Below are 21,197 nucleotides of genomic sequence, written 5' to 3' on the forward strand. Positions count from 1 at the left end.
TGCCCCTCACGCTACGGCCGCGGCCGGGGCCCGGCACCGCGGCCCGCGTCCCCGCTCGGGCGCCTTCGGCCGTACGGGTGGTGCCGGGTGGTGCGGGTGGTGCCGCGTGGTCCCGGCGGGGGCCTCTATGCGCCCGCCTCCGGGAACGCCGCGCAGAGCCGGGCCAGGAGGGCCCGGGCCGCCGGGGTGGCGGGGCCGTTCGCCGGCCAGGCGACGGCGACCCGGCCCCGGAGGGCCGGCCGGGTCAGGCGCAGCATCCGCAGCCCCGCCACAGCGCCCGTCTCCGTCCCCGGGCCCGCCGGCCCTGCCCCCGCCCCCGGCTCCGGGACGACGGCCACGCCCAGGCCGCCGGCGGCGAGCCGGGCGACCTGGGCGGGCGCGGAGGCTTCGAAGGCGATGCGCGGCCGGAAGCCGGCGGCGGCGCAGGCGTGTTCCAGGGCGGCGCGGATGCCCGTCCCCCGGGGCAGGCTGACGAGCGGGAGCCCCTCCAGGTCCGCCAGCGGCAGCTCGGTGCGGCCGGGCGGCTCCAGCAGCGGGTGCCCGTCGGGCACTGCCGCGCAGAGCGGCACGTCGACGATGGTCCGCAGGCCGACGCCCGTCGGCGGGGCGCCGGGCGCGCTGGTGCCGACCACCGCGAGGTCGAGTCCGCCCCCGCCGCGCAGTGCGGCGAGCATCCGCTCCGAGGTGTCCTCGGTCATCGCGATCTCCACGTGCGGGTGCGCGGCGTGGAAGCCGGCCAGTACGGGTGCGATGTCGAAGCCCTCGCCGATCGCCCCGGAGACGACTCCGACGACGACGCGGCCGCGCAGCAGGCCCGCGAACTCGTCGGCGGTCCGCCGGACCCCTTCGACGGCGGCGAGGGCCGCCCGCGCGAAGGGCAGGACGGCCTCGCCGACGGCCGTCGGGGTCGCCCTCCCGCCGGAGCGGTCCAGCAGCTGCTGCCCCAACTCCCTTTCCAGCTGCCGAATCTGGGCGCTGATTCCGGGCTGTGCGACGTGGAGCCGGGTGGCGGCCCGGGTGAAGCCGCCCTCCTCGACGACGGCGGCGAAGTACTTCAGCTGGCGGAGCTCCATAAGCGGTGATGCTAGCCGCGAGAAGTCCTCGGTCTTGGACTTCGGGGCGCGGACCCGGAACCCTGGTGATCATGGACGTGCGTAACGAAATAGCCGCCGAGCGGCGCGAGTTGGCCGATGTGCTCGACGGGCTTGCCGAGTGGGCGTGGGACGCGCCGAGCCTGTGCGCGGGGTGGCGGGTGCGGGAGGTCGCCGCGCACATGAGCCTCGGCTTCCGGTACTCGTTCGGCCGGACGGTGCGGGAGCTCGCCCGGTCCGGCGGCAGCCTGCACCGGATGACGGACCGGCTCGCCCGCCGTGACGCGGCGGCCCTCGCCCCGCCGGAACTGGCCGCCGCGCTGCGGGACAACGCCGAGCACCCCTGGAAGCCGCCCGTCGGCGGGGAGGCGGCCGCCCTGGCGCACGATGTCGTCCACGGGCTGGACATCACGTCCGCCCTCGGGCTCGGGCGCCGCGTCCCGCCGCAGCGGCTGCGGATCGTGCTCGGCACGGTCGCCCCGCGCACCCTGCGGTTCTTCGGCGCGGACCTGGCCGGGCGGGGCCTGCGGGCCACCGACCTCGACTGGTCGTACGGCGGCGGGGCCCCGGTGGTGGAGCGGCCCGCGCAGGAGCTGCTGCTGCTCGCGTACGGCCGTCGGCTCCCCGGGCGGCCGGGGCCCGGGTGACCCCGCGGCGCGGCGGTGCCGGTGCCGCCGGTTAGCCTGCGCCGGTGACCGATACGACCGCCGCGGACCGCGGCTTCCTGCCCGCGCTCGCCGACCTGGCCGACGCCGCGTTTCCGTACGACGACGGCGGGGGCATCGATTTCGAGCCGTACGCGGAGTTCCTCTCCGCCGGGGAGACGACGGACTGGCTGCGCTGCTGGACCGACAACCCGGGCGTGGACGGCGGCGCCTACCGGGTATTCGGGCAGGACGGCACGGGCGGGCTCGCCGCACTGTGGTGCGTGCGGCCCGGCCTGCCCCTGGACCGCCAGCCCGTGGTGTTCATGGGCTCGGAGGGCGAGTGCGGTCCCGTCGCCGGCAACCTGTCGGACTTCCTGTGGATGCTGGCGGACGGCATCGGCCCGCGGGAGGCCGTCGAGTACGACGATCCGGCCGGGCGCCCCGACGCCGAAATGGCCGCGCTCGCCGAGCGGTACTCCACGACCCCTCGGCGCGCGGCGCGCGAGGTCGTCGCGGCGGCCCGCGCCGAGTTCCCGTCGTACGCGGACGACGTGACGGCGCTCTGCCGCTGAAGCAGGCGTCCGGCGCGGTGACGGGCACGGCGGCGGCAGGCACGCCCGGCCGCGGACGGGCCTGGGCCGAATGGCGGCCCCGGCGGGCCGGTGGCAGCCTGGAAGGCGGAGCCGCGCGGCCGGTCGCCCCCTCCCCCGCTCACCCCCGCTCATCACCGTTCTTCGTCCTGCCCGCTGGAGGTGCATCCTCCGTGAACCGCCATGCTCCCCGCACCCGCAAGCTCCCTGCGGCGGCCGCGGCCGCCGCCCTGGCCGCAGCCCTGTCCCCCCTCGTCGCGGCGCCGCCCGCCGCGGCCGTCACCTGTGATGCGGCGGCCGCCAACCGGGCCCCCACCGCGGCCAATGCCGCGCAGGCGCGCAGCGTCGTCGTGTGCCTCGTCAACGCCCAGCGCACACGGCGCGGACTGCCGGCCCTCACCGTCGACCAGGCCCTGACGAACGCGGCGCAGCAGCACGCGGCCGCCGCGGTGCAGCTGAAGTGGTGGGGGCCCGGCAAGGACCCGCACCGCAACCCGGCTACCGGCTCGACGCCGCAGACCCGCATCCAGGCCGCCGGCTACTGCCCGAACCCGCGCTCCTGGGAGTTCGCCGAGATCGCCTACACCGGCTGGGGCGGCTCCGGCACCCCGCAGGCCGCCGTCACCTGGTGGATGAACAGCCCCGGGCACCGCGCCGTCATCCTCAACGCGGCACTGCGGAACATCGGCCCGGGCGTCCAGCCCGGCGCAGCCGACCGCGCCGGGGCCTCCGCGCCGAACGCCGGGACGTACGTCGTCACCTTCGGCCGCTGCCAGCGCTGACCCTCCGACGCGGCGCGGTTCGACCGGCGGACGGCTCCAATGCCGTGACGCCGTGGTGGTAGCTTCGCGCCATGGAGCAGCGGATCAGCCTGATCACCCTCGGCGTGGCCGACCTCGGCCGGGCCCGTGCCTTCTACGAGCAGCTGGGCTGGCGCGGGCAGCAGGCCGAGGAGACGGTGTTCTTCCAGGCGGGAGGCCTCGCGCTGGTGCTGTGGGGGCGCGACAAGCTCGCGCAGGACACCGGCATCGGGGACGCACCCGGGTGGGGCGGGATCAGCCTGGCGCACAACGTCCGGTCCCCGAAGGAGGTGGACGAGCTCGTCGAGACGGCCCGGCGCGCCGGTGCGGCGGTGACGCGGCCGCCCGCGCCGACGTTCTACGGCGGCTACGCGGGCGTGTTCACCGACCCTGACGGCCACGTGTGGGAGATCGCCCACAATCCGGGCTTCGCCCTCGCTGACGACGGCACCCTCACCCTCCCGGACTTCGGCGCGTCCTGAACGCGGACTGCTGAACGGGGCCGCTGCGTCAGCAGCCGTCGGCGAGCCGGTCGCCGAGCGGGCTGCGCCGGTACAGGACCTGGCGGCCGTGGCGGGCGCGGGTGGCCAGGCCGGCGGCGTGCAGGACGCGCAGGTGCTGGGAGACCGCGCTGGGGGTGACCCGCAGGCGGCGGGCGAGTTCGACCGTCGCGGCGGGCTCCGCGAGCAGGCGCAACAGCCGGGCCCGGGGTGCGCCGAGCAGCGGAACGAGGGCGTCCTCGGCAGTCCTACCGGCCGCGTCCGCCCCGTTGCGCAGGACCGGTTCGGGTTCGGCCTCCCACAGGGTGGCCGCCCCTCGGCTCGGGTAGAGCAGGGAGGGCGGCTCGTCGGGGCCCACCGGCGGCGCGCACTTGTGGGCGAAGACGGACGGCACGAGCAGCAGGCCGCGGCCGCCTGCCCTGGCCTCGTACCCGCCGATGGTGCGGTGCACGCGCAGGACGCCCCGGGATCCTGCGTCCTCCCAGCGCAGTTGGGGGTGCATGTCGGCGAAGAGCAGCCGGGCGCCGCCGCGGGCGAGCTGCCGCGCCCGGTACGTCATGTCGGCTTCGGCGACGAGGCGGATCTGCGGCCAGACCGGGCGGATGGCGATCTCCCAGTAGCGGTGCAGGAGTCGGCACACGGTGTCGCGCAGCGCGGTCACGGGCCCGTCGCCGGGGGCGGTCGCCGCGCGCAGGGGTGCGGGCAGCGGGTGCGGGGCGTGCGCGGCGAGCAGGTCGCGGCGCACCCGGTCGGGCGGGGTGCCGCGGACGACGGCCAGTTCGTCCTCGAAGTCCGGCTCGTACACGGCGGGGCGCGGGGTGAGGAAGTCGGGGAGGGTGAGGAGGTCCCCGACGAGGGACAGCAGCAGCCCGGTGTCGAGGCCGCCGTCGGGGCCGCCGATCCGGGCGAGGACCGAGCGGCGCCAGGGCAGGTGCAGGGCGGAGACGCCCGGATCCCGAAGCACGCGCAGGCTCAGCACCGTCTCGCCGAGCGGCGAGAGCGCGAACCGGGTGTGGGCCAGGTCCTCGACCCCGAGCTCGAAGCTGATCATTAAGCGGCACGCTACATCAATTGGCAGGTCCGGTCCCGTGCCGTGGACTCTTCCCATGACCTCCTTCCCCTCCCGACCCCGCCCGGGGGCGGCCGGATGAGCCGCAGGCTGCTGCTGCTCCTGGCCGTGGCCGGCGCCGTGGCCGTCGGCAACCTGTACTTCCCGCAGGCCATCGCCCCGCTGATCGCGGACGGCCTGGGGGTGTCCCCCGACGCCGCGTCCCTCGTGGTGACCGCCACCCAGATCGGCTACACCGCGGGGATGGTGCTGCTGGTTCCGCTCGGGGACCGCTTCCCGCACCGCTCGCTTCTCGTGGTCCTGCTCGCCGTCACCGGTGTGGCCCTGCTCGCCGCCGGTTGCGCGCCCGCGCTGCCGCCGCTGGTCGCCGCGAGCGCCCTGATCGGCCTGACCACGGTGGCCGCACAGGTCATCAGCCCGCTCGCCGCCGGGCTCGTCGCGCCCGACCGGCGCGGCGCGGTCCTGGGCGCCCTGCTCAGCGGCTCCACCGGCGGCATGCTGCTGGCCCGCGCGTTCAGCGGCGTCCTCGGCGAGTGGCTCGGCTGGCGGGCCCCCTACCTGGTGGCCGCGGCCGTCGCGCTGGTCCTGGCCGCGGTCATGGCGTACGCGGTCCCGGTCACCGCCCCCGCGGCCGCCGACGCCCGCAGGCCGTACCGGGAGTTCCTCGCCGAGCCGCTGCGGCTGCTGCGCGCGGAGCCGGAGCTGCGCCGCTCCTGCTTCTACCAGGCGGCCGTGTTCGGGGCGTTCTCGGCCGTGTGGACGAGCGTGGCGCTGCTTCTCGCGGGCCCGGCGTACGGGTACGGGGCGCAGGCGGTCGGCGTGCTCGCGCTGGTCGGCGCGGTGACGATGCTGTGCACGCCGTACGCGGGCCGGCTCGTCGACCGGCACGGGGCGGGGCCGGTGAACCTGGCGGCCCTCGCCGGGGTCGCCGTGTCGGCCGCGGTGCTCGCGGCGGGCGGGTCGGGCGGACTGCCGGGGCTGGCCGCGCTGACGGCGGGCACGCTGCTGCTGGACGTCGCCATGCAGGGCGGGATGATCGCCAACAAGGCGCGGGTGTACGCCCTGCGGGAGGACTCGCTCAGCCGGCTCACCACGGCGTACATGATGTGCGCGTACCTGGGCGGTACGGCCGGGTCGTGGCTCGGGGTGCGCCTGTACGCGGCGTACGGGTGGGGGGCGGTGTGCGTGCTGGTCGCCGCGCTCGCGGCCGCCGGCCTGCTACGGCACCTGTGGCCGCGCGGCGGCAGGCGCACCGGCCCGGGCGGGCGGCGGCACGTGCGAGTGCGGCCGGCCCGCCGGGGCGCCGGCGGGCGCGCCGCGGGCCGGGCGGGCGCGCCGGGCGGCACTGGCTGAAAAGCCCTCTTGCGCGCGGGGCGTGCAGCGCCTTTCGTGGCCCGTCGGAGCCGGTGCAGGACGTACGGGAAGGCGGCGCGGATGGCGGACACGACCACGACCGGGACGGGGGCGCGCGGCGGGGTGCCTCCCCGCAGGGCGGGCTGGCGGTCGATCGGCCCGGGGATCGTCGTCGCGGCGACCGGCGTCGGCGCCGGCGACCTCGTGGCGACCCTCATCGCGGGCGGCAGGTTCGGCTACACGCTGCTGTGGGCGGCGGTCGTCGGCTGCCTGGTGAAGATCTCCCTGGCGGAGGCCGTCGGCCGCTGGCACCTGGCCACGGGCCGCACCCTGTTCGACGGCTGGCGCAGCCTCGGCTCCTGGACGACCGTGTACTTCGCCGGGTACGTCGTCGTCTGGGGGTTCGTCTACGGCGCGGCCGCGATGTCGTCGAGCGCGCTGCCGCTGGCGGCGCTCTTCCCGGGCGCGCTGGACCTGAAGGTGTGGGCGGTGCTGTGCGGGCTGGTGGGGCTGGTGTTCGTCTGGTTCAACCGGTACGCCGCGTTCGAGAAGGTCATGACCGTCCTGGTCGGCGTCATGTTCGTGGTGACCGTCTACCTCGCGGTCCGGGTCACCCCGCACCTGGGGGCGGCGGCGGCCGGTCTGGTGCCCGTCCTGCCGGAGGGGTCGCTGGTCTACACGCTCGGCCTGATCGGGGGCGTCGGCGGCACCATCACGCTCGCCGCGTACGGCTACTGGGTCAACGCCAAGGGGTGGCGGGACACCGGCTGGATGAAGGTGATGCGGCTCGACAACCGGGTGGCCTACCTGACCACCGGCGTGTTCGTGGTGGCGATGCTGTTCGTCGGCGCCGAGCTGCTGCACTCCTCGGGCATCGCGCTCGCAAAGGGCGACCGGGGGCTGCTCGACCTGGGCAGCGTCCTCGCGCAGACCTACGGGGAGACCACGGCCAAGCTGTTCCTGATCGGGTTCTTCGCCACCTCGTTCACCTCGCTGATCGGCGTGTGGCACGGCGTGAGCCTGATGTTCGCGGACTTCGTGGGGAAGCTGCGGCCGTCGCTGGTAGCGGAGGGGCGGAGCGCCGAGAAGTCGCTGCCGTTCCGGGCGTACCTGCTGTGGCTGACGTTCCCGCCGATCAGCCTGCTGTTCCTGGACCAGCCGTTCGGGCTGGTCGTCGTCTACGGGGTGATCGGTGCGCTGTTCATGCCGTTCCTGGCGCTGACGCTGGTGTGGCTGCTCAACTCGAAGCGCACGCCCGCCGAATGGCGCAACGGGGCGGTCAGCAACGGCATGCTGGGCGCCGCCGGCCTGCTGTTCGTGCTGCTGTGCGTACAGCAGTTGCGCGACCTGCCCTGGTAGCGCAGGCCGGCGGCCTGCGGACGCGGCGGCTCAGCGGGCGGCCGCGCAACCGCCCGCGTGATCGGCGAGGACCTCGCCGATCACGCGGCGTGCCGCCGCCGCCATGACCGGGTGCGTCGCCCGGTAGTGCTCCAGCTCCAGGAGGGCCACCGACAGGGCCCAGCCGCGGCCCCGCGCCCAGGCCGCGCCGTCGGCGCCGAGGGCCGTACGGAAGACCGGGCGGGCCGCGGCGGGCAGGACGTACCAGGCGGCGATCAGGTCGACGGCGGGGTCGCCGAGCCCGAGGCAGCCGAAGTCGATGACCCCGGCGAGCCGGTCCCCGGTGACGAGGAGGTTCCCGGGCTGGAGGTCGGCGTGGATCCAGACGGCCGGTCCCCGGTGGTCGGGGGCGCGCAGCGCCGCCTCCCAGGCGGTCGTGGCCGCGCGCGTGTCGACTTCGCCGGCGAGGTGGGCGAGGGCGGCGCGGGTGCGCGCGTCCCGGGAGGCGAGGGGCTCGCTGCGGTAGGCGGGCGGCCCGCCCGCGGTCCCGACCCGGTGCAGGGCGGCCGTGAACGCCGCCAGGTCGGCGGCGAGCAGCTCCGGCCGCGCGAGGTGCCCGACGGCCGGCCGCTCCCCCTCCAGCCAGCTGTGCACCGACCAGGGCCACGGATAGCCTTCGGCGGCCTCTCCGCGGCCCAGCGGCAGCGGGACGGCCGCCGGCAGCAGCGGGGCGAGCCGGGGCAGCCAGGTGTGCTCCTTGTCGACGTCCCGGGCGGCGCCGGCGGTGCGCGGCAGGCGCACCGACATGCCGGTCCCGAGCCGGTGGACGGCGTTGGAGGTGCCCGCGGTGGCGACGGGCTCCACGGGGAGGTCCGCCCACGCGGGGAACCGGGCGGCGACCAGGCGGCGCACCAGCGCGGAGCCGGTGTCGGGCTCGCCGGCGTGCAGCCTGCCGGGGTGCACGGGCGGAATCCTCCTCGGGGATGGGGCGGCAGCGCGCGGGCGCCGGACGCCGGGAGCGGTTGCCGCCCCATGGCCGACGGCCGACGGCCGTCGGCCATGGGACCGCCCGGGCCGCGGCCGGGTCAAACCGTTTTCCAGTCAAACAGCCGCCCCGGCGGCCTCACCCGAGTGCGCGGGCCCGCTGGCAGCGCGGCGTCCGCGGCGGCTTGCTGGTGGGATGAGAGAAACCCTGCCGGACCCGCCCCCGGAGACGCGGCTGGGCACCCCGCGGGCCGCGGGCCTCGCCGGAGTGGCCTTCGCCGTGCTGCTCGCCGCCGCCATCGTCCTCGTACGGACCGCCCTGCCGTCGGGCGGCGGCGGGGAGGCGGTGGCCGTCGCGCCGGGCCGGGAGGACGCACTGCGGGCGGCCGTCGAGCTCGTCCCGTTCGCCGGGATCGCCTTCCTGTGGTTCATGGGGGCGCTGCGCGAGCACACCGGCGCGGCGGAGGACCGGTTCTTCGCGACGGTCTTCCTCGGCAGCGGGCTCGTGTTCGTCGCGTGCCTCTTCGGCGCCACCGCCGCGGCCGGAACCGTGCTCTCCGCCGGTGAACCCGAGTCGTTCGGACGCCACTTCGCCTACACCCTGATGACCACCTACGCCATGCGGATGGCCGCCGTCTTCGTCTTCGCCACGTCGGCGATCGGACGGCGCATGGGTGTCATGCCGCGGGGGCTGACCGCGGCGGGGTACGCCGCGGGGCTGGTCCTGCTGTTCGTCGGCTCCGCCGTGCCGTGGACCGAGCTGGTCTTCCCGGCGTGGGCCCTGGCCGTCAGCGTGTACGTCCTGCGCGCCGCCCGCGGCCGGCGGAGCGCGGCCGCGTAGCCCTCACTCCTTCGGCGCCCCCGGCGGGCCTTCCCGGGCCGCAGGCCGCACGCTGGCCCGGGAAGCGCGGGGGCCAGTGAAAGGACCGCACCTTGCTCAGGCTTGTCGTCGATCTGAACCGATGCCAGGGGTACGCCCAGTGCGCCTTCCTGGCCCCCGACGTCTTCGCCATGCACGGCGACGAAGGGCTGCTGTACGACCCGCAGGCCGAGGCCGCCCAGCGCGAACGGGTCGCGCAGGCCGCCGCGGCGTGCCCCGTGCAGGCGATCCTCGTCGAGGACGCGGAGGCCTCCGATGCCTGAGTCGGAGCTGGAGTCCCTCAAGAGCCGCGGGCGGATCGTCGTCGTGGGTGCCTCGCTGGCGGGTCTGCGGGCCGCGGAGACCCTGCGGGAGAAGGGCTTCAAGGGCACCCTGACGATGATCGGCGACGAGCCGTACGAACCGTACGACCGGCCGCCCCTGTCGAAACAGGTGCTGCTGGGCATGGCCCGCGCCGAGGACACCGCGCTACCGCGCCGCCGCGACATCGAGGCGGAGTGGCGCCTCGGCGTGCCCGCGAGCGGCCTCGACATGGCCGGACGGAGGGTGAAGCTCGCCGACGGCGACGAGGTGCCCTACGACCGGCTGCTGATCGCCACCGGCGTGCGGGCCCGGCCCTGGCCGAACGAGGCGGAGGGCGAACTCGACGGCGTGTTCGTGCTCCGCACCCGCGCGGACGGCGCCGGCCTGGCGCGGCGGCTGGAGGCCGGGCCGCGCCGCGTCCTGGTCATCGGCGCCGGGTTCACCGGCTCGGAGATCGCCTCCGCCTGCCGGGAGCGCGGCCTGGAGGTCACCGTCGCGGAGCGGGCGGACGCCCCGCTGGTCGGCGCTCTCGGCGGGGTCGTCGGGGCGGTGGCCGCCGAGATGCACCGGGAGCACGGCGTGGACCTGCGCACCGGGGTGATGGTCACCCGCCTCGAGGGCGATGCGGGCGGCCGGGTCCGCGCCGCGCACCTCTCCGACGGCGCGGTCGTCGAGTGCGACGTGGTGGTCGTGTGCCTGGGCGCGCAGCGCAACACCGAGTGGCTGGCCGGCTCCGGCCTCGGCGCGGGACCGCGCGGCATCGCCTGCGACGCGGGCTGCCGGGCCTTCGGCATCACGGGCATCGTGACCGACGACATCTACGTGGCGGGCGACGTCGCCCGCTCCCCGCACCCGCTGTTCGGCTACCAGTTCCTGTCGCTGGAGCACTGGGGGAACGCGGTCTCGCAGGCCGAGACCGCGGCGCACAACATGCTCAGCGACAGCGCCGGCCGGCGCCCGCACATCTGGGTGCCGGCGTTCTGGTCCTCCCAGTTCGGGGTGAACATCAAGTCCGTCGGCGTCCCGACCATGGGCACCGAGATCATGATCACGCAGGGGTCGCCGGCCGAGCGCCGCTTCGCGGGCGTCTACGGCTACCAGGGCCGGATCATCGGCGCGGTCACCTTCGACAACGCGCGCTGGCTGGACTTCTACCAGCGGCAGATCGAGGCGACGGCGCCCTTCCCGCCGGAGTTCTCGAACGTCGACCGGCGCCCCGAGGGCGGCCGGCCCGTGCCGGCGGACTTCCCGGACCCGTCGGTCCCCACGCACGGCCCGACGGTGACCCTCAGCGGGTACTCGCCGGCCGACCGCCGGATGACCTTCACCCCTGCCAGGAACTGACCGCCCGCACGCCCCGGAGGACCTGTCATGAAGCAAGGGATCCTGAGTCAGATCCTGGACTACGCCAACCGCGCGAACCCCTACCCGCTCTACGAGGAGCTGCGCAGGACGCCCGTCTTCCACGACGGGGAGGGGCCGTACGTGGTCAGCACCTACCACGAGATCCACGGCCTGCTGCACGACCCGCGGCTGAGCTCCGACACCCGCAACCGCGGCGCGGCGGCCGGCGACCCGCTGGCCGGGCAGGAGGAGGGCGAGGGGCAGCTGCCGCCGAGCTTCCTGAAGCTGGACCCGCCCGAACACGACCGGCTGCGCCGCATGACGAACCGGCCGTTCGGGCCGCCCCATTCGCCGCGCCGCATCGACGGGATGCGGGAGGAGCTGCGGTCGATCGTGAAGGGCCTGATCGACGGGCTGGCGGACGGGAGGGGCGGCTCCGTGGGCGGGGACGGCATCGACCTGGTGGAGCAGTTCTCGTACCCGTTCCCGGTGACGATGATCTGCCGGCTGCTCGGTGTGCCGCGGGAGGACGAGGCCCGCTTCCACGTGTGGGCCGACACGCTCGCCGCGAGCCTGGACCCCGATCCGGACGCCGACGCGGAGCAGCGGGAGAAGGTCACGAGCAGCGCCCGGATGGAACTGGGCATGTACCTGGCCGGCCTGATCGAGGAACGGCGCAAGAACCCCGGCGACGACATGCTGTCCCAACTGGCGGCCGGGCACGGGCAGGGCGAGACGATGTCGACGATGGAGCTGCTGAGCACGGCGGCACTGCTGCTGATCGCCGGCCACGAGACGACCGTCAACCTGATCACGAACGGCATGCTGACCCTGCTGCGCCATCCGGACGTGCTGGAACGGCTGCGGCGGGAGCCGCGGCTGGCGGTGCCGCTGGTGGAGGAGCTGCTGCGGTACGAGCCGCCGGTCCAGCTGCTGCCGCAGCGCACGCCGCTCTCCGACATCGAGGTGTGCGGGGTGACCATCCCCAAGGGGGCGCCGATGTGGCTGGTGTTGGCGGCCGGGAACCGGGACCCGCAGCGCTTCGAGAACCCGGACCGCTTCGACCCCGACCGCAAGGACGTCCAGCACCTGGGGCTGGGCAGCGGCATCCACAGCTGCTTCGGCGCACCGCTGGCGCGGCTGGAGGCGCAGCTCGCGCTGAGCGAGCTGGCGCGCCGGCTGCACAATCCGCGGCTGCTGGACGACCCGCCGCCCTACCGCCAGAACGCGGTGCTGCGCGGGCCGCGCCACCTGATGATCGCCTGCGACGACGTCAGGCCCTGAGGGCCGCCGGCCTGGACGGGGGATCTCCGGACCGGGCCGTCCGGCGCAACGGAGCGCCGGGCGGCCCTGTGGCGCGGCCGCGGCGGGTCGGGGCGCGGGGCCGCGGGGCTGCGCGGCCGGCCGGGCAACTGCCTCGGCGGGAAAGCGCGTACGGCCTGCGGGGCCCGCGTCCTCAGACGGTTTCGCGTGCGCCTGCGCCCTCGGCGGACGCGGCCCGGCGGCGGGTGCCGGCGGCGCGGTCCGTCTCGGCCGCGGGGGTGGTGAACACGATGCGGGTGCCCGGGCGCAGGGGGGCCTGCCAGGCGGTCTCCACGTCGGCGAGCGGCACGGCGACGGGCTCGGTGGTGGGTTCCAGGGAGGGCAGCCGGTCGAGGAGTTCGCGCAGGCAGGCGTTGCGGCGGGCGCCTGAGATGGAGCCGAGGCCGCTGCCGCAGACGTGGACGTCGGCCTTGCGCAGCCAGGCGGAGGGGAGGGTCATGTCGGCGCCGGCGGCCGAGCCTACCTGCACCCAGCGCAGGGGCCGTGCGAGGTCGGTGCGGTGGCGGAGGATCCCGTCGAGGGCGAGCTCGGCGGGCCGGTCCCACAGGTAGTCCAGGACGAGGTCGGCCTCGGCCGCCGCGGCGCCGAACGCGCCGGCGACGTCCTCGTCCGACCCTGTCAGGGGCACGGTGCGGTCGGCTCCGAGCTCCTCGGTGCGCCGCAGCGCCTCCGGGTCGCGTCCGGCCGCGACGACGCTGCCGGCCCCCTGGTCGCGTGCGAGGCGGACGGCGGCCCGGCCGGCGTTCCCGGTGGCGCCGAGGACGAGGACGGACTCGCCGGTGCGGAGCCGGCCCCGTTCGCGCAGCGCGATCCACGCGGACGAGGCCGGGTTGACGGCGGCGGCGACGGCGACCGGGTCGAGCCCGTCGGGCAGCTGCATGAGGGCGGTGGCGGGCACGGCGATGCGCTCGGCCATGGTGCCGTGCGGGGGCTCCAGCCCGGGGACGTAGACGAGTTCGCCCCCGGCGGTGCGGGCGACCGCGTCGAAGCCGGGGACGAGCGGAAGCGCCGCGGCGCCGGTGTAGTGGCCGCCCGAGGCGAAGGAGCGCACGAGCGGGTACAGCGCCGCGGCCAGTACCTCCACGACGACCTCGCCGGCGGCGGGGGCCGGTTCGGGCACCGTGGCGTACCGGGGTGGTTCTCCCAGGGCGTGGACGACGGCAGCGTGCATGGGCAAGCCCCCAAATGGGTGACAAGGCGGCATAAACGACAGTCCGATTGTGGCGGCTGTCTGCCGTGGGCCCCGGCTGCGCCACGCGGGTGTGCCGGGGGCCGCGCGGGTCAGGGGGCGGCGGCGTGGCCGCGCAGGCCGGCCGAGGGGGCGAAGTCCGTCAGGGAGACGGTGTAGTCGCGTTCGGCGGGACGGTAGGCCGTGCAGTACCGGGTGGGGTACCAGCCCGGGATCCGCCAGGCAGCCGGCTGGGGCACGGACTCGCAGGTGCGGCGCCCGGCCGAGGTGCGGTGCCGCAGCAGGAAGTCCTTGGTCAGCATGGGCTCCATGAAGACGATGTCGCCGCCGTACGCGCCGTAGATGAACGTCTGGCCGCTGAGCGTGCCCGAGGTCGGCGGGCGGCTGTCGAGGTGGGCGCCCATGGCACCCTCGGCGGTCTGCGGACTGCTCGCCGGATACCCGGCCGGCAGGTGGGCGGCGGGGACCGGTTCGGCCGCTTCGGCGAGCTGGCCGCAGTCGATGAGCAGGGCGCAGCGGCCGGTGCGGATGGCGGCGCGGACCTCGCGGGGGACGAGGTAGAAGTGGACGTCGAAGTGGGGGACGTCGTAGCGGCCGTGCGGGCTGTGGCCGTGCGGGTTCCAGTTGAACAGGGCCCACTGGTAGGGCAGTCCGGGCGCATCGGGCGGCGCCGCGGGCAGGGCCAGTTCGATGCTGTGGCCGCCGACGCACTCGCGGCGGGTGTCGGTGCTGCCGTCGCCGTCGGCGTCGTGGCAGTGGCGGCCGTCGGTGGGGGCGGAGGGGAGGGCGGTGAGCGCCGCCGCGCCGAGGGACACGCCGAGCGCCTTGGGGACGCCGCCGGCGTATTCGGTGTACGTGCGGACGGTGCCGCGGCCGAGGCGGGCGGCGGGCCCGTACCGGGTGCACGTGCGCCCGCCGTCGGTGGCGGCCGCTCCTTCCCCGGTGCAGGCGGCGGGGTCGGCCGCCGCGGTCGCGGGGCGGGCTTCGGTCGTCGCGTCGGCGGGTCGGGCGAGCGCGGGCAGCATGACCGCGAGGAGGACGGCGGCGCCGGCCAGGCCGGCGGCGGCCGCCCCGGCGGGGCTCGGGCCGCTCCCACGGCGGTCGGAGGGGCGGCGGCTGCGGGGGCGGGGGCCGTGCGGTCGGCGGGCGGTCATGCGGTCACGCTCCAGGAGGACCGTTCGTTGAGCGCGGTGGCGTCGGTGCCGGTGACCTGGCGTGTGCAGGAGCGGATGTCGTCGAGGCGGTCGTCGGGCAGCACGTGCCGGATGTCGCGGAAGCCGTCGGGGGCGAGGGCCTCGACCTGGCGGAGCACCGGGTCGGGTTCGAGGCGGCGGTGCGCGCCGAGGACGCGGGTGGTCTGCGGGAGCCGGGTGGCCTCGTACCGGGCGAGGGCCTGCTCCACGTCGTGGCGGGCGAGCGCCCATGCGAGGACGCGGGCGTCGACGATGGCCTGCGAGGCGCCGTTGGAGCCGGTCGGGTAGACGGGGTGGGCGGCGTCCCCGAGGAGGACGGCGCGGCCGTCGCGCCAGGTGGGCAGGGGGTCGCGGTCGATCATCGGGTAGCGCCCGATGAGGGGGGCGGCGGAGACGACGGCGTGCAGGTCGAGGAAGTCGCTGCGCCAGCCGCCGAGGTGGGCGAGGACCTCGTCGGCCGGGACGGCGCGGTCCCAGTCGGCTCCGCCGCGCGGGTCGTCGGCGGACGGGTCGTCGGCCGTACGGGCCTCGACGACCCAGTTGAGCAGGCAGCGGCCGTCGGGGCCGGGCCTGGTGACGGGGTAGACGACGGCCTTCACACGCGCGTTGCAGCCGATGATGACCATGGTGCGGGCGTCGAGGAAGGGCGGCGCCTCGGTGACCCCGCGCCACATGGAGATGCCGTTGCGCAGGGGCGGGCCCTCGTCGGGGTACATCGTGGCCCGCACCGCGGAGTTGATGCCGTCGGCGCCGATGAGCAGGTCGCAGGCGATCGGCTCGGACTCCCCGTCCAGGAAGGCGAGGACTCCGGCCGGGGCGGCCTTGCGGCTGCCGGCGGTTTCGCCCGCGTGTTCGTAGCGGAGGAGCCGGCGGCCCGTGGACAGGGCCTGCGGGCCGAGGCGTTCGCGCACGGCGGCGAGGAGCAGCTCCTGGAGGGCCGCGCGGTGCACCGAGTACTGCGGCCAGTGGTAGCCGGCGTCGCGGCCGCGGGGCTCGGACCAGATCAGGCCGCCGTAGCGGTGGTGGAACTCCAGGCGGCCGGTGGCCACGGCGCAGGCGTCGAGGGCCTGTCCGAGGCCGAGTTCGGTGAGTTCGCGGACGGCGGCGGGCTGCAGGTTGATTCCCGCCCCGACGGCCCGGAGATTCGGGCACGCCTCCACGATCCGCACGTCGTTCAGTCCCGCCGCATGAAGACTCAGCGCGGTCGTCAATCCGCCGATTCCGGCGCCGGCTATGAGGATGCGCGGAGGATTCCGCGTGCCGACCAGAGACATTCCCTTACCTCCCGAGGAAGACCCCTGCCTACAAACTGCGGCGGAAGTCCGAAAGGCACAACCGCCGCGTTCGGGCGAAGTGAAGGTGTGCAGGTCAACAACTCGCCCTCACCCGTTCAGAGTACGGCCGTGTGCCTCCTGACGGGTGACATGGCTTTAATCGAGGTGTCGGCAACAGAAAGGCTGCGACATGCATGACGTTACGTTCGAACCGTGCGACGTCCAGCGACTCCGGCATGCTGTTGACTACGCCCTCCACGCCTCCCACAAATCGCTGGACGCCCTCCTGCCACCCTGGATGCCCGGCGAACTCAAACGGGAAATCAAGAGCGGTTGTGTCGTTTCGCATTGTGCGACCCTACTGTTCCCCGAAACAGTGGATTCCGCTCTCGCGTACTTCGCCGAGAACGGGTGGGCTGCCTCGGCCACCATACCTAGCGTGCTGGTCAAGCGCCGTCTGGTGGAGCGTCACTGGCTTCCGGAGGACACCGACATACGGGTGACGCGGCTGCGCGTCACGCCCGGTCCGGCGCCCGAGGTGGAGGTCTTCCTCTTCCCCCGGTGCAGCCCCGGCTACAAGGACGACGTCAGCTCCGAGGAGCGCGTCCACGGCTTCGAGAACCACGTCGGGCTGTTCATGGCCCGCGCCGAGGCGCCGGTCCTCAGCAGGCTCGCGGACCGGCTGGAGACCGCCGGCCTCATGGTGTACGAGGGCTCGGCGCACAACCCGCACGAGAACACCACCATGCTGTACTTCGCGCCCAGTGCCCCCGTCGCCACGGCGCGGCGCCGGTTCCCCCGGTGGGAGCTGCAGTGCGCCGGCGACCTGTCGGCCTGCGCGGCCCGGCGGCCCGTCCGCGCCGAGGCGCTCCGCCTCGCGTACGAGGCCCTGAAGGCGAACCGCGCGGAAACGGCCCTCACCCGCCTGTCCCGCCCGGTCGTCCCCGTGGCCGCCGCGGAACGCTGACCGCCCGCCCGCACCCGCCCCTTCCCTGCCGCTGGGCTCCCCGCCCGTCCGTGCGCCCGCCGCACGGCCAGGGGCGGGGAGCCCTTGCGTGCCGACGAAGCCCGGGCTGTGACTCCCCCCACCCTCCCTTGACGTACCAGGAAAGGCATACCTAAGTTCCTGGGCATGGCCCCCCACGACCAGATTCCCGAGCCCGGCCCCGGCGCCCTCGTCGGCTTCGACGTCGACCTGACCGCGCAGGAGATCCAGCGGCGCGCCCAGGTCCTCGCCGCCCTCGGGCCCGACTGGGATCCGGTCGAGGTGCTTCGCGGCGAGGAGCAGGCGTACGACCTGCTGTACTCGGGCCTCGACGCCGGCCAGCAGCGGATCTACGACGACCTCGTGGCCGCCGGGGTGCTCCCCCACCGCCCGGGCGGCGGCCGTGCTGCCTCTTGATCCGCAGGCCGACCCGGGCCGCCGCGCCTGGGTGCCCTGCCCGGGCTGCGACGACGCCAGCGCGTGCGGGCCGTGCGCGGAGCGGCGCACCTGCCCGGACCACTGGCGCTACCTGCTGACCAACACGGGCAGCGTGCTCCACCTCCAGTGTCCGGGGTGCACGCACGTGTGGGTCCACGAGACGGGCTTCGGCGCGACCCGCTCCCGCTGGGACCGCCTCACCGACACCCTCCGGAACCTCTGACCCGACCCCCGCACCGCGGCGGCGCACCCGCAGGCGCGCCCGGCGGCAGCGCGCACAGGAGGGCACGGCCGGCGTTCTCACGGCGGTGGCCGTCGCGGCCCGGCTGCGAGCCGTCCCCGCCGCGCCGCCCGACCTCCCGCCCGTAGGGGACCCGACGGTCAGGTCGGCCAGACGGCGGTGCCGTTGCGGACGAGCAGGGGTTCGGGGCGGTCCGATTCGTGGAAGCGGGTCCAGCCGAGGGCGACCGCGCCGTCGGCGCGGTGGTGGCGGTCGGCGGCCCTGGCCGCGAGCCAGGCGAGGAGGATGCCGACGTCCTCGAACTCGTCGGGGTGGAGCTCCTGCCGGCTGGTCAGCGCCCAGCCGCCGGGGCCGGGGCCCTCGCGGCGGACCAGGACGGACACCAGGGCGCCGCCCGACGAGCGGGCCGGGCCCGAACCGCCCAGCAGGGGCCAGGGGTCGTCCTCCGCGCCCAGGGCCTCGTACGGCTCTGCGGGTACGGGCTCCGGCCGCGGGCCGAGGCCCAGGTGCCGGCGCAGCCCGGTGAGCTCCGCCTCGGTCAGGTCGTCGCGGAGGTCCACGGCGAGGACGAGTTCATACGTGTCGGACATGGCCGCAGGCTAGTGCCCGGCTGCGACAGTCCGGCTCGCCGCCGCATCACGGATCTCCGTGGATGCGGGCGTGCAGGTGCTCGTCGTGCCAGCCGTCGGCGTGGAGCAGGGCGCTGCGCAGGGTGCCTTCCAGGGGGAAGCCCGCCTGGAGGGCGACCCGGCAGGAGGCCTCGTTGCCGACGGAGTGCGTGATCCTCAGCCGGTGCAGGCCCAGTTCGTCCAGGGCCCACCGGCTGACGCGGGCGACGGCGGCGGCCATGACCCCGTGCCCGCGGCCCGCGGGCAGCAGCCAGTACACGAACTCGGCGCTGCCGCCGGCCAGGTCGACGTCAGCCAGTGAGACCAGGCCCACCGGGCGTTCGCCGGAGGGCGGGGCGATCGCCCAGACCGCCGCTTCCTCGGCGCGCCATCGCCGGCCCCACTGCGCGATCTTCTCGCGGGCCGCGGCCGGCGTCAGGTCCTCGGGCCGGTTCCAGTACCGGATGCCGGGGTCGCGGCAGGAGTCGGCCAGGGCTTCCGCGTCGGCGTCGGTCCCGCACCAGGGGCGCAGCAGGAAACCGGAGCGGAGGGGGAGCTCCGGCTGGTCGCCCGCTCCCATGGCGCCGGCGGGGAGCACGGGCGGTATCGGATGCATCCGATCATGATGTCAGCCCGGCCTGTTAGCGTCGCCGCACCGTTGTGCAGGGGCAGGGAACCAGGAGGGTGCGGGGTGGACGTCCGGGGTGGCGTGGCGGGCGGGTACCGCTTGGCAGCGGCGGAGGCCGTGGCGCGGGCGGCCGGGGAGCTGATCGGCGGGGACGGCGGCAGCGTGCCCGAGTACGAGGCGCTGCTCGACGCGGTCGTCCGCCTGGCCGGACGGGACCGGGCCGCGCTCGCCGCGGCCCTGCAGCCGGTCGTGGAGCAGTGGCCCGGCCCGTACCAGCCGCAGGCGGCTGCAGCGAGGCGGCTCCTCGCGGTGGTCCGCAGCGCGGCGGGACCGGTCGAGCCGGGCCCCGCGGAGCCGTCGCGCTTCCTGGAGACCTGTCAGCACGAGGCGGTCGACGTGCTGCTCGCGGCCCGGGCCGGGGAGGTCTGCTCCCTGCTGCGCCGCGGGGTGGCGGTGCCGATGCTGCTGGCCACGTCCGACAGCGCGGACGGCACGCTGGATCCGCGCGAGCTGGTGATGCGGCTGACGGAGTACGAGCAGGCGGGCGCCCGGCCCGGGCCCGCCGACCTCGGGCAGGCGCTGCTGCGGTGCGGCGGCGGGCCCGCCGACCCGGACGTGGTGGCGGCCGCCGAGGAGTTGGAGCTGCCGGAGGGGCAGCGGGTCGCCGCGTGGCTGCGCGCGGGCGGGCTGCCGCAGCCCGAGCTCACCGTGGAGCGGGAGCCCGGTGAGCCGGAGCCGCCGAGCCGTCGGCGGCGGGCCCGCGTGGGGCGGCGGATCCTCGTCGGCACCGGGGAGCTTCCCGGCCGGGGGGACTTCCCGCGCCCGTTCTGGTCGCTGTTTCGCCGCTTCGAGCCGATGATCGGCTGCAACCACCTGCTGCTGCGGTCCCGCGAGCGGCACGCCGCCGCCGCGCTGCCCTGGCATCCGGAGATCGTCGCGTCGAGGCTGCTGGCGCAGGTCGCGGCGACCGCCGACCAGAACGGCTCCGGCGACGGCAGCCCGGACTTCCTGCCGGCGCTGGCCCGCAGCGCGGGCCCGGCCGGGCCGGCCGTGCACCTGGCCGTGGCGTACGGGCTCGGGGCCCGGCCCGACCCCGCCCGCGCCGCGGCAGTGGAGGCGCTGGCCGGACTGGCGGCGCGCGGCCGCCTCGACGGGGCGCTGCTGGGCGCCCACGTGGCCCGGCTGGTACTCCTGGGCACGCTGAAGCTCCCGGTGGTCACGGCATCGCTCCGGGAGGCCGCGGGGGCCCCGGGCGGCGCGGCCGCCGTGTGGCCGGTGGTGGCCGCGGCCCTCCCCGAGCTGCTGGCGCCGCCGGGCGCGGGCGGGCCCGTACGGCCGCACGTGCCACTGCTCGCCCTGGCCGCGGACTGCGCCGCGGCCTGCGGCGCGCGCGGCACCGTCCCCGGCGTCGACACCCTCGCGACCCGCCCGGGCTCGGCCCCCTCCACCCGCGAAGCCCGCCGCCTCCACACGACCCTCACGGCCCCGGTGTGAGGCACCCCGCGCCGGCCCGCCGGTTGCCACGGCCGGGCCTCGGCGAGCAGCTGCGGGTCCGGGGCGGGCTTCGGCCCGGCAAATGCGGTGGCACCGACAGCCTTCCGACGGCGAGACTGCCCCGGTGAACGCCCTTCCCACGCCGCGCCTGCTGCCGGTACAGGACCCGCGCAGCCGCGGCCTCGTCCTCGACCATGCGGACATGGACGACCTGGTTGCCGAGCTGGTGCTGCCCTGCGGCACGTCGATGTACGTCATGAGCGCGCTGGAGACCTCCCGCGAGCTCGTTCGGCACTCCTTCCACCGGTACGAGTTCGCCACCGTGGCCGTCACGCATGCGCTGTTCGCCCTGGAGCACGTGCTCGCCGAGCGGCTCGGCGTGGAGGAACCGCTCCGCGTCCTCATCGCGCGGGCCGCGGACGCGGGGCTCGTCACGGCCGGACTCGCCGCCGAACTCGACCGCAGCCGGCTCCTGCGCGACGGACTCGCGCAGGGCGTCGCGTCGAGTGCGGCCCTCCCCCCGCTCCGGGCGGTCGCCCTGGTGCGTGCCGTCTTCGAGGCCGTCTCCCTGCTCCTGCACCCGGCGTGCCCGCCGGAGGCGGCGGAGGCCGCAGAAGGGGGCGCGGCAGACCTCACCCGACTGTGGGAGGAGCACCTGCGCGCGCCGTTCCCCGGCGGCTTCCGCGGCGTGGACGTCGACGGTGTGGACCTGGTCCTCCTGGACGCCGACGTGGCCGGCCTCGTGCAGAGCGAGCTGTCGGGCGGCCTCGACGACGAGGGCATCGCCGTCCTCTGGCGCTGCATCGCCGCCCTCGACAGGATCGTCCCCCTGGTCAACGAGGCGTACTGCGCCTCCTACTTCGCCAGGCTCCGGGCCGTGGCCCGGGTCGCGGCAGTGCCCCACACACCCGCCGCGACCTGACCG

23 protein-coding genes are annotated in these 21,197 nt (G+C 75.9%); 15 read left to right on the forward strand and 8 right to left on the reverse strand.

The window, feature by feature from the left end; translation table 11 throughout:
* Positions 1-125 precede the first annotated feature (125 nt).
* The gene (locus tag IE170_RS28790; RefSeq protein WP_189812405.1) at positions 126-1,073 is read right to left on the reverse strand and encodes a LysR family transcriptional regulator; all 948 of its coding nucleotides are present in this window, start codon (positions 1,071-1,073) and stop codon (positions 126-128) included.
* Positions 1,074-1,144: 71 nt separating this feature from the next.
* Between IE170_RS28790 and IE170_RS28795 the strand changes: the two genes are divergently transcribed.
* The 4 genes from IE170_RS28795 to IE170_RS28810 all read left to right on the forward strand — a co-directional run bounded on the left by IE170_RS28795 (position 1,145) and on the right by IE170_RS28810 (position 3,610).
* Complete coding sequence (locus IE170_RS28795; RefSeq protein ID WP_189812406.1) at positions 1,145-1,738, forward strand: maleylpyruvate isomerase family mycothiol-dependent enzyme; 594 nt, start codon at positions 1,145-1,147, stop codon at positions 1,736-1,738.
* A gap of 44 nt (positions 1,739-1,782) precedes the next feature.
* Positions 1,783-2,310, forward strand: coding sequence for an SMI1/KNR4 family protein (locus IE170_RS28800; RefSeq protein ID WP_189812407.1), 528 nt, complete (start codon positions 1,783-1,785; stop codon positions 2,308-2,310).
* Between the two features lie 191 nt (positions 2,311-2,501).
* Positions 2,502-3,110, forward strand: a complete 609-nt coding sequence (locus IE170_RS28805; protein WP_189812408.1) for a CAP domain-containing protein — start codon at positions 2,502-2,504, stop codon at positions 3,108-3,110.
* 71 nt (positions 3,111-3,181) lie between these two features.
* Positions 3,182-3,610 (forward strand): VOC family protein, encoded by a 429-nt coding sequence (locus IE170_RS28810; RefSeq protein WP_189812409.1) that lies wholly within the window; start codon positions 3,182-3,184, stop codon positions 3,608-3,610.
* 28 nt (positions 3,611-3,638) lie between these two features.
* Here IE170_RS28810 and IE170_RS28815 read toward each other — a convergent pair whose 3' ends face one another.
* On the reverse strand, positions 3,639-4,679 hold the full coding sequence (locus IE170_RS28815) for an ArsR/SmtB family transcription factor (protein WP_189812410.1): 1,041 nt from the start codon (positions 4,677-4,679) through the stop codon (positions 3,639-3,641).
* Between the two features lie 96 nt (positions 4,680-4,775).
* Here IE170_RS28815 and IE170_RS28820 point away from each other — a divergent pair, with 96 nt between their 5' ends.
* Both IE170_RS28820 and IE170_RS28825 read left to right on the forward strand, forming a co-directional pair.
* Complete coding sequence (locus IE170_RS28820; protein ID WP_189812411.1) at positions 4,776-6,050, forward strand: MFS transporter; 1,275 nt, start codon at positions 4,776-4,778, stop codon at positions 6,048-6,050.
* An 81-nt stretch (positions 6,051-6,131) separates the two neighbouring features.
* Positions 6,132-7,409, forward strand: a complete 1,278-nt coding sequence (locus IE170_RS28825; RefSeq protein ID WP_189812412.1) for an Nramp family divalent metal transporter — start codon at positions 6,132-6,134, stop codon at positions 7,407-7,409.
* Between the two features lie 30 nt (positions 7,410-7,439).
* Here IE170_RS28825 and IE170_RS28830 read toward each other — a convergent pair whose 3' ends face one another.
* Positions 7,440-8,351 carry an aminoglycoside phosphotransferase family protein gene (locus IE170_RS28830; RefSeq protein ID WP_189812413.1) on the reverse strand — a complete coding sequence of 304 codons (912 nt, stop codon included), beginning with the start codon at positions 8,349-8,351 and terminating at the stop codon, positions 7,440-7,442.
* 217 nt (positions 8,352-8,568) lie between these two features.
* On the opposite strand from IE170_RS28830, the gene IE170_RS28835 reads away from it, so the two are divergent.
* From IE170_RS28835 to IE170_RS28850, 4 genes are all read left to right on the forward strand, one after another.
* The gene (locus IE170_RS28835; RefSeq protein WP_189812414.1) at positions 8,569-9,213 is read left to right on the forward strand and encodes a hypothetical protein; all 645 of its coding nucleotides are present in this window, start codon (positions 8,569-8,571) and stop codon (positions 9,211-9,213) included.
* Between the two features lie 92 nt (positions 9,214-9,305).
* A complete protein-coding gene (locus tag IE170_RS28840; RefSeq protein WP_189812415.1) occupies positions 9,306-9,515 on the forward strand; it encodes a ferredoxin in 210 nt (69 codons plus the stop codon).
* Positions 9,508-10,899 carry an NAD(P)/FAD-dependent oxidoreductase gene (locus tag IE170_RS28845; RefSeq protein WP_189812416.1) on the forward strand — a complete coding sequence of 464 codons (1,392 nt, stop codon included), beginning with the start codon at positions 9,508-9,510 and terminating at the stop codon, positions 10,897-10,899. The genes IE170_RS28840 and IE170_RS28845 overlap by 8 nt, the downstream gene beginning before the upstream one ends.
* 27 nt (positions 10,900-10,926) lie before the next feature.
* Positions 10,927-12,183 carry a cytochrome P450 gene (locus IE170_RS28850; protein WP_189812417.1) on the forward strand — a complete coding sequence of 419 codons (1,257 nt, stop codon included), beginning with the start codon at positions 10,927-10,929 and terminating at the stop codon, positions 12,181-12,183.
* A 172-nt stretch (positions 12,184-12,355) separates the two neighbouring features.
* On the opposite strand, the gene IE170_RS28855 is transcribed toward IE170_RS28850, so the two are convergent.
* The 3 genes from IE170_RS28855 to IE170_RS28865 all read right to left on the reverse strand — a co-directional run bounded on the left by IE170_RS28855 (position 12,356) and on the right by IE170_RS28865 (position 15,878).
* Positions 12,356-13,393 carry a quinone oxidoreductase family protein gene (locus IE170_RS28855; protein WP_223855808.1) on the reverse strand — a complete coding sequence of 346 codons (1,038 nt, stop codon included), beginning with the start codon at positions 13,391-13,393 and terminating at the stop codon, positions 12,356-12,358.
* 110 nt (positions 13,394-13,503) lie between these two features.
* Positions 13,504-14,565, reverse strand: a complete 1,062-nt coding sequence (locus tag IE170_RS28860; RefSeq protein WP_189812419.1) for a hypothetical protein — start codon at positions 14,563-14,565, stop codon at positions 13,504-13,506.
* Complete coding sequence (locus IE170_RS28865; protein ID WP_189812420.1) at positions 14,562-15,878, reverse strand: FAD-dependent monooxygenase; 1,317 nt, start codon at positions 15,876-15,878, stop codon at positions 14,562-14,564. Before IE170_RS28865 ends, IE170_RS28860 begins: the two co-directional genes overlap by 4 nt.
* A gap of 439 nt (positions 15,879-16,317) precedes the next feature.
* Here IE170_RS28865 and IE170_RS28870 point away from each other — a divergent pair, with 439 nt between their 5' ends.
* The 3 genes from IE170_RS28870 (at position 16,318) to IE170_RS28880 (ending at position 17,524) form a co-directional block, all read left to right on the forward strand.
* The gene (locus IE170_RS28870; RefSeq protein WP_189812421.1) at positions 16,318-16,845 is read left to right on the forward strand and encodes a hypothetical protein; all 528 of its coding nucleotides are present in this window, start codon (positions 16,318-16,320) and stop codon (positions 16,843-16,845) included.
* A gap of 165 nt (positions 16,846-17,010) precedes the next feature.
* On the forward strand, positions 17,011-17,280 hold the full coding sequence (locus IE170_RS28875) for a DUF6400 family protein (RefSeq protein ID WP_189812422.1): 270 nt from the start codon (positions 17,011-17,013) through the stop codon (positions 17,278-17,280).
* Positions 17,267-17,524, forward strand: a complete 258-nt coding sequence (locus IE170_RS28880; RefSeq protein ID WP_189812423.1) for a hypothetical protein — start codon at positions 17,267-17,269, stop codon at positions 17,522-17,524. Before IE170_RS28875 ends, IE170_RS28880 begins: the two co-directional genes overlap by 14 nt.
* A 158-nt stretch (positions 17,525-17,682) precedes the next feature.
* Here the strand turns inward: IE170_RS28880 and IE170_RS28885 are convergent, their stop codons facing one another.
* Positions 17,683-18,132 carry a hypothetical protein gene (locus IE170_RS28885; protein WP_189812424.1) on the reverse strand — a complete coding sequence of 150 codons (450 nt, stop codon included), beginning with the start codon at positions 18,130-18,132 and terminating at the stop codon, positions 17,683-17,685.
* A gap of 46 nt (positions 18,133-18,178) precedes the next feature.
* Positions 18,179-18,766, reverse strand: a complete 588-nt coding sequence (locus IE170_RS28890) for a GNAT family N-acetyltransferase (protein ID WP_189812425.1) — start codon at positions 18,764-18,766, stop codon at positions 18,179-18,181.
* Positions 18,767-18,841: 75 nt separating this feature from the next.
* Between IE170_RS28890 and IE170_RS28895 the strand changes: the two genes are divergently transcribed.
* On the forward strand, positions 18,842-20,272 hold the full coding sequence (locus IE170_RS28895; protein WP_189812426.1) for a hypothetical protein: 1,431 nt from the start codon (positions 18,842-18,844) through the stop codon (positions 20,270-20,272).
* Positions 20,273-20,396: 124 nt separating this feature from the next.
* Positions 20,397-21,194 (forward strand): hypothetical protein, encoded by a 798-nt coding sequence (locus tag IE170_RS28900; protein ID WP_229885259.1) that lies wholly within the window; start codon positions 20,397-20,399, stop codon positions 21,192-21,194.
* The last annotated feature ends 3 nt before the right edge of the window (positions 21,195-21,197 follow it).

Source organism: Streptomyces toxytricini, from assembly GCF_014649915.1.
Lineage (GTDB): Bacteria > Actinomycetota > Actinomycetes > Streptomycetales > Streptomycetaceae > Streptomyces > Streptomyces toxytricini.